Consider the following 7143-nt stretch of genomic DNA (forward strand, 5'->3'; position numbering starts at 1 on the left):
GTGCACGCAACCTATCCGCCGGGTCACGACGGCGCATCGCTCACGATCTCCGGCAACCGGTCCGCACCCCAGCTGCGGTGGATGTAGCCGACGACCCGATCCAGCTCCGGACGCGCCACCGCGGCCGGTTCGCCGCGTTCGAGCGGGTCGAAGTGGAAGATGTAGAGCCGCGAGGCGAATTGCTCGAACGGCAGCGATCCCTCACCGAACCGTTCCCCGTGCCCGGCCGTGCCGACGACCACGCCGTCGCCCCAGTCCTGGCCACTGTCGTTGTTCGGATTGTAGAAATAGACCCGCATGGTGTCCTGCGGATCGAGGCTGACCCGCAGGATGGTGATCGCGTGCCAGCCGACGAACCGGGCGGCGCTGTCGGTCACCGCGATGCCGGCCGGCTGCGGGTGGATCAGCGGCTGATTGCCGTTGTAGAAGGGGTGGTAGCTGGCGTAGAAGTGCCGCAGGAATTCGTCGACGTCGATCAGCCGCCCGGTCTCGACGTCGACATTGATGCGGAATCCGCGGCCGGACCACCAGCCGTGGAATTCGGGGTTGATCCACCGATGCGGATCGCCCTCGCGCCCGGCGCAGCGCCGCCCCATTTCGGCGTAGATCCGATCGAGATGCGGGACGACCAGCAGCGATACCGGGTCAAGGTCCATCGGCAGCGAGGTCGCGACCCCGGCACCGGCCTCTTTCGACGAGATCGGCTGTCCCTCGAAATGCATGACGATCTCGTCGTCACGGGCCGCCCACGCCACGGTCTGCAACAGATAGTCGGGATCGTTGTAGGCCCACATCGACAGGGCGCGCGCCGACTGGCAGGTCGGGTTGTCGCCCTGGCCCACGCCGAGCGGCAGGCCGAGAATCGACAGCATCCCGGACAGCAACCGCGCCCGTGCGTCCGGCACCGGCCCGAAGATCTCGTGCAGCCGCTCCCGCGAGCGCGGCGATACCTGCAGCGCGAGTTGCCGCCACAGCGCGGGCGCGACCGGCGGTTGATACAGAATCCCCCGCTCCAGCAGCAGCGCGAGCCCGTAGATGCCCTGCGCGGTCTCGACGTGCACGGCCTCCTCGATCAGGTTGCGCACGAGTTCGTGGTAGCACAGCAGGCTGTCGCGCCCGGTGCTGGACAAGCCCAGCGCCTCACCGAGCAGATATTCCCCCTTGGTCAGCAGGAACCGCAGCAGGACCGCGTGATACGGCGACACCAGCCCGGTGTCGTGCATCGAGCGCGCGAAACCCGTTGCCTCGTACTGCAATGCGCTGTCGTCCATACCGTCCAGGCGCGTGCGGTAGACCTCGACGCCCGGATCCTCCCGGCAGGCGTCGGTGGTGCCGTAGAGGCTGCTGATCAGCCGGTCCGCACCCAGCCCGGTGGCGCCGAGATCGATATCGGGATTGCTGCGGGCGACGGCGATCTGCGTGATCATCCGCTTCACCTGCTCGACCTGGATGGGTCGCTGGCGCAGAATCCGCCAGATCTCGTCGACGAGATGCTCGAGCACCTTCTCGTAGCCGATCTCCTCCACCAGGTGATGCAGCAGCTCCCGCGAGACCCGCGCCATCCGCCCCTGCTGTTCGCGTTCGGCCTCGCTGGGCGGGGTGAACAGCAGACTCAGGTTCACCGCCAGCACCTGCGACAGATGCCCCAGCGCCTGCTCCGCGCTCACCGACGGATGCGTGAACTCGCCCTTGGCCACCGCCAGCAGGCGCAGATCGCTCACCGTCTCCAGCACTACCGTGTCGGCGTTGGCGCTGCGCAACGAGCCCACACTCAGCGCCGGGATGAGGATCTCCGGTTTCGCCCAGTCGGTGCCCAGGAACAGCCCGGCCGCCTCGAGACCGCTCGCCCGCGCCCGCACCGCCGCGCAGCCGCCGGGCAGCAGCAGCACCCGCCGCAGCGCACCCAGCACCCTGGACAGCTTCACCTGCTTACCGAAATCGCTGGTGGCGCCCAGAATTCGCGTGGCTTCGTCCAGCGTGGCGAGACGTCTGTCCAGAGTGTCGTCGTCGCTGCCGAGTGGAGTCAATCAGGATCCTCCCGTGATCCATTCCTGCCGAGAAGGATTCATACGTAGAAGTCGAGTTCTTCCTGTCGCTTCAGCAGGTCCCGCAGAGCGTACGGGTCTTCGCCGAAGAAGTACAGCAGACCCCAGTGATTGCCGAATGCGGTTCGCTTGGTGACCTTTTCCGACAGCGGGGCGGTGAGCTCGTGGGTTTCGAAATACTCGTGATCCTCCGTCTCCTCCGGGATCGACAACCGGCTGACCACCCGCCGCCGCGGGTAGACGCCGAACGAGCCGGCATGTCCTTTCGCATCCACCACTTCGCGAGGGAAGAACTCCACGATCTCCTCCTCGGTGGTCTTCGGATCGAATGCGAGTACCAGCGCGTGATAGGCGTTGAATCCGTATGCGCGCTCGAGCAATTCGAACACCTTGAACCCGGGCGGGCGATAGGCGACCTCGCCGAAGTACATCTCACCGTCGCTGGTGACGAAATACTCCGGATGGACGAACCCGAATTCGATATCGAAGGTCTTGATCAGTTTTTCGACCTGCCGGGTGATCTCCGGCCGGTACTTTTCCAGTTCCGGGGTCGCGGGGACGAAGACGGAGTAGCCGAGCCGCACGTATTCGGAGATGTTGAGGAATCGGATCTTGCCGTCGTGGATCCACGCCTCGACCGCGAATTCCCAACCGTCCAAATGCGATTCCATCAGGACCGGGAACTCGTCGTCGGGGATGGCGTCGATCTCGTCGGGGGTGCGGATCACCCGGTGACCGAGGCAACCGGCCTTGTCGAAGGCCTTGACATGGATCGGATCGTTCGGATCGCCGTCGAGTTTGAGCAGGGTCTGGTTGACGCGCTTGAGGAACCGGATGACGTCGTCACGCTCGTGTGCCTCCTCGAAGATGCCCACCCGGATACCGCCCAGTTGCGCGCGCCGCTTCATCAGCGATTTGTCGCGCAGCAGCATGGCCTGGCCGAGCAGCCGCGGATTGTCCAGCAGCACCGAGTTGATCGCACCCGCCCATTCCACGGTCTCCTCGAAGATCGGGATGGCGACGTCGACGCCCATCTCCTTCAGGGTCTCGGCGATTTCCATCGACCGGTCGTTGAGTCGCTCGAAATTCCAGCAGAGGTAGGGTATTTCGTTCTCGGTGCAATATTCCTCTGCCCACTCCGGGGCTACGACCACATAACGCCGATCGAATCGGTCCACCGCTTCGACCGCGTTCAGACTCCAACCCAGCAGGGCGACATAGCCTTTGTCCGGGTTCCTGCGCTTCGATTCACGGGATGAAATCGACAAACCTGCTCCCCTCTTCGACCTCGGTGCACCGTTCGTCGATCGCGAGGTCGTCTTGTCGCGCGGTGGTCCTGCGCTCGATACCGGGGGCTGCGAATTCGGCGGGCTCCGGTATCGCCGCGCGTGCGCTCGGCATCGTCGACGGGCGGCAACAACGGCGATCCGCTCTATCACCGTCATTGCTCACGGATACCCCGATGTTTCATTCCCAAACAGGGGCAACGCCGTTGCGTTATTGACGCACAATCATTTTCGCTGGTCGGAGTCCTTCAGGGTGGATGAAACGGTACGGCCGATCGGGCGGTGCGACGAACTCAGGACAGTGACAGCACCGCGGCGGTGACCGCGACGGTCACCTCGACGGCGGCGCCGAGCACATCACCGTTGAGCCCGCCGAAACGCCGCACACAATGCCACACCAGCACAGCCGCACCCGCCAGAGCCACGGCGACCGCGACCGGCCCGAGCCAGGACGCGGGCGCGGCGAAGACGCCGGCGACGAGCGCGGCGAGAGTCCAGACCGCCGGTGTCACCGCCGACTGCGTGCGCGCCACCAGCGCACCGAATCCGGCGCCGGAAGCGGAAGCGTACCCGCGGCAGGCGAGGACGACCGCAACCCGTCCGACGGCTACCGCGAGCCCGACCGCGAACCAGCGGCCGTGCTCGGCGAGGGCGGCGAACGACAGCGCCTGAATCCCGATGGCGAAGATCAACGCGGCCACCCCGAAGGGCCCCGCACCGCCGCTCTTCATGATTTCCCGGGCACGCTCCGGCGGGCCGTAACTGCCCAGCCCGTCCGCGGTATCGGCCAGCCCGTCCAGATGCATTCCGCGGGTCGCCAGTCCCAGCGCACCGACGGTGATCAGCCCGGCCAGCGCGAAACCCGTTCCGGCCCGGATCAGCACCCACAGCAACCCGGCGGCACCGGCCCCCAGCACCGCCCCGACCACCGGTGCGGCCGCGATCGCTCCCGCCGCCGCCCTGCGGTCGACCGTCTCGGGTCCGCGCACCGGCAGCACCGTCAACCACGAGAGCGCGAGACGAGCCGCCGCGATCACGGCCGGAACCCCGATCCGGCGATGCCACAGCACGCACATCTCGATGCTGTGTGCGGCGCCGCCGACCGACGACACCCGGCGCGCTGGTGATCGACGAGATACCCGATCCGGCCGGCCTTCCGCCGCGTGCTCGGAGGGCCGGCCGTGCGGGCCGGGCGATCCGGTCCGCGCCCCTCGTTCAGGACACGACTTCCGGTGCGGCCGAATCGGATTCGGCGGTGCTCACCCCCGCCTCACCGAAGGTCGACATCTCCGAGAGCGCGGCGACGGCCGCACGCAGCAGCGGCAGCGCGCTCACCGCACCGGAGCCTTCACCGAGCCGCATGTTCAGCTCGACCAGCGGCTCCAGATCGAGCTTGGCGAGGGCCAGCGGGTGCGCCGGCTCGGTGGACCGATGCCCCGCCACCCACCAGCGCTTCGCGCCGGGAGCGAGCATTTCGGCGATGAGCGCGGCTGCGGTGACCACCACACCGTCGAGAATCACCGGCGTGCGCCGTGCGGCGGCCTGAGCGAGATAGCCGGCGGTGGCGGCGAAATCGGCGCCACCGGCGATCCGCAGCAGCGCGAACGGGTCGTGGCGGTGCGGGCGCGCACGCCACATGGCGTCGCGGATCGCGGAGGCCTTGCGCATCCATCCGGCATCGTCGACGCCGGTGCCGCGGCCGATCGCCACCACCGGCTCGGTGTCGGTGAGCGTGGCGATGAGAACCGTTGCCGGCGTGGTGTTTCCGATCCCCATATCGCCGGCGATCAGCAAGTCGGCCCCGCTGTCGATCTCCTCGTCGGCGATCGCGCGGCCCGCCGCCAGCGCGGCGTACAGCTCGGCTTCGGTGAGGGCGTCCTCACGGTCGATGGCGCCGCTGGAGCGGCGAATCTTGTGTGCCGAGACCGACGGATCGGTGTCGGCGTCCACCGCGATGTCCACCACCCGCACGGTCGCGTCGGCGAGGCGCGCCAGCGCGTTCACCGCCGCCCCACCGGCCAGGAAGTTGGCGACCATCTGCGCGGTCACCTCGCTCGGATACGCCGACACGCCGTGTCGCGCCACACCGTGGTCGCCCGCGAACACCACGACCCGGGCACGCCGGAACTGATGCGGCGGGCACTCCCCCTGGCACGCCGCCACCCAGTTGCCCAGCGTCTCCAACCGCCCGAGCGCCCCCGCCGGTTTGGTCAACTGCAACTGCCGCTGCTCGGCCTCGGCCCGCACCCGCGCGTCGGGCGCGGCGACCGGACCGAATGCCGGTGTGGTGCCGTCGAATTCGGCGAGGCCACGCGGGGTCGAACCCACCATCGAGCCGGCAGCGGTAGCTCCGGCGTCCGAGGCCGGCGTAGCGCCGCCGTCCGCATCGTGACCGGAGGACAACGCTTTTTCCGCCGCAGCGGAGTCGGCGAAACCGGACCCGTGGACCGGACGCTCCCGGCCCGCGGAATCAGCGCTGTCGGAAGCCGGGACTCGCTGCGCCGCAACATCTCCCAGCCCCGCGGCCGCGACCGCGGCGGAGGCCGCCGCGATCCCGCTTCCGGTCGAAGTACGGGCCCCCTTCAGGACGACCGGCACTCCGGCGACGACCAGCACTACCTCGTCGCACACCGCCGCGAGCCGCTGATTCAGCGTCCCGATCTCGTCCTGGAACAGTCGTCCCGACGCGGTCGCCGGAACCACACCCAGTCCCACCTCCGGGCTCACGATCAGCAGGCGGTCCGCATAGCCGGTCACCGCCGCGACCAGCGCGTCGATATCGGGGCCGACGGTTCCGCGCGGCGATTCCCAGGCCGCGCGCGCGTCGATGCGGGCGGTCAACCAGGTGCCGAGGTCGTCGATCAGCGTCACCGGCGCCGAGTCACCGAGCACGGTGATCGGATCGCCCTCCACCACATGCCAGGTGCCGGGGCGCCGAACGCGATGGGCGGCAATACGATCGGCGAAGTCGGCGTCGGCGGGATCGGGAACCGCGGTCGCGACGTAGCGCACCGGTCCGCTGCGGCCGGCCACCTCCTCGGCATAGGCGGATTTTCCCGAGCGCGCCCCACCGAGCACCAGCGTCCGCAGCCCTCGGCCGCCCGCAGCATCGTTCACCACGTCAGCACGGTACCAATCGGCCCGTACCCCGACCGCCGCACACCCGAGGCGCTGCTTCTCCGAGCCCGAGGCCCCCGCAACGGCCGAGTTCGATCCGTCCGCCGCCGCGGTTCAGCACACTCGCGGCGGCCCTCGACCAGACGTACACAGCAACCGCCCCGCCGACCGGACATACGGCCGCCCGCGCGGAGAACGATCGTGCGGTCCGGCGCCGGATCCCCGAAACTCAGACCGCGTCGCCGGGCGACACCCGCGGCTTCGGGGCGCGCATGCGGCGGATCTGGGAGGCGCGCACGAAGGCGTACCAGCCCAGCGACCAACTCGAGGTGGTGTCGTCGGGATAGCGCTCCTGCACCCGCTTGTTGATCAGGCGGCCGATCACGAAGCCCTCGGCGACCATGAACAGCATCATCACGATCATCGCGAGGGTGACGTAGGCCTGCACCTGCGGGGTGAGGAACATGGTCAGGATCAGCACCAGCGCCAGCGGCATGAACAATCCGACCAGATTGCGGCGGGCGTCGACCAGGTCCCGGACGTAGGCACGAACCGGGCCGCGGTCGCGCGGCAGCAGATATTTGTCCTCACCGGCGAGCATCCGGGCGCGGCGATCGGCGGCGGCGGCCCGGCGTTCGGCCGAGGCGACCTTGCGTTCCTCGCGGTTGCCGCGGGTGGCCTTGCGCCTGGCCCGG

At 68.7% G+C, this 7143-nt stretch carries 5 protein-coding genes; all 5 read right to left on the minus strand.

Annotated elements, in window-relative coordinates; translation table 11 throughout:
- Positions 1 to 23: 23 nt before the first annotated feature.
- On the minus strand, positions 24 to 2027 hold the full coding sequence (locus NN2_RS30955; protein ID WP_063018280.1) for a hypothetical protein: 2004 nt from the start codon (positions 2025 to 2027) through the stop codon (positions 24 to 26).
- Positions 2028 to 2065: 38 nt separating this feature from the next.
- Positions 2066 to 3106, minus strand: a complete 1041-nt coding sequence (locus NN2_RS30960; RefSeq protein WP_369817451.1) for an ATP-grasp domain-containing protein — start codon at positions 3104 to 3106, stop codon at positions 2066 to 2068.
- 518 nt (positions 3107 to 3624) lie between these two features.
- The gene (locus NN2_RS30965; protein ID WP_439955873.1) at positions 3625 to 4365 is read right to left on the minus strand and encodes an adenosylcobinamide-GDP ribazoletransferase; all 741 of its coding nucleotides are present in this window, start codon (positions 4363 to 4365) and stop codon (positions 3625 to 3627) included.
- A 181-nt stretch (positions 4366 to 4546) separates the two neighbouring features.
- A complete protein-coding gene (cobT, locus tag NN2_RS30970) occupies positions 4547 to 6451 on the minus strand; it encodes a nicotinate-nucleotide--dimethylbenzimidazole phosphoribosyltransferase (RefSeq protein WP_082857407.1) in 1905 nt (634 codons plus the stop codon).
- 226 nt (positions 6452 to 6677) lie between these two features.
- Positions 6678 to 7143 (minus strand): DUF3043 domain-containing protein (locus tag NN2_RS30975; RefSeq protein ID WP_063018282.1); only part of this gene is annotated, 466 nt, incomplete at its 5' end.

The sequence above is a fragment of the Nocardia nova NBRC 15556 genome, from assembly GCF_001613005.1.
GTDB lineage: Bacteria > Actinomycetota > Actinomycetes > Mycobacteriales > Mycobacteriaceae > Nocardia > Nocardia nova.

Bases quoted from the DNA above. Each gene is read 5' to 3' on its own strand.
- NN2_RS30960 (WP_369817451.1), bottom strand. From the start codon at position 3,106: ATGGAAATCGCCGAGACCCTGAAGGAGATGGGCGTCGACGTCGCCATC.